The 572-nt window shown below is 44.6% G+C and carries 2 protein-coding genes; both read right to left on the bottom strand.

The features are described from left to right. Positions 1–286: LacI family DNA-binding transcriptional regulator (locus ACFIK0_RS09830; protein WP_375663980.1), on the bottom strand; the 286-nt coding region annotated here is incomplete at its 3' end. After that, positions 273–572: PD-(D/E)XK nuclease family protein (locus ACFIK0_RS09825; protein WP_375663979.1), on the bottom strand; the 300-nt coding region annotated here is incomplete at its 5' end. The genes ACFIK0_RS09830 and ACFIK0_RS09825, both read right to left, overlap by 14 nt.

Raw genomic sequence — 572 nt, 5'->3', positions numbered from 1 at the left:
CATAATGCAGTGGTTGCAAAGCCTGACTAATCCCCCGCATTAAATCAATATGAAAGGGGTTGGCTGGCGCACTATCTGTCGTCACAGGGAAGACGAGTCCGACCATGTTCGATTCACCACGTGTTAAATTTTGGGCCGTGTAATTAGGTTGATACCCTAATCGCTGGGCGATTTGATGAACCCGTTGTCGAGTAGCAACACTGATTCGGGAATTGTCATTTAATGCCCGAGAAGCGGTAGACACTGAAACCCCCGCTTCTTTTGCAATATCCTTAATTGTGGCCACTCGAATCCCCTCCGATCGGAATTGAAATAAATCTTCCTAATTCTACCAGGTATAGACCCATTTGAACAACTTTAGTTGGCTTCATCATATTCAAAGCCTGTCGGTACAGTTCTAGCTGCCCACGGTAACGGTCAACGATCAATTGAATAGAACGATCTTCATTCTCTTGGTTGACGTGATCTGTCTTGTAATCAATCAAAATGATCCCCTGGTCTTGCTCTAAGTAGCCGTCAATAATTCCGTGAATTAAAATCCGTTCATCATCGGCCGCCTGAACTTCCTTAAA

This window comes from Bartonella sp. CL63NXGY, assembly GCF_042194905.1.
Taxonomy (GTDB): Bacteria; Pseudomonadota; Alphaproteobacteria; order Rhizobiales; family Rhizobiaceae; genus Bartonella.
Note: the sequence above shows the minus strand (reverse complement) of the source record. Positions and strands in the feature narration are given on the sequence as shown.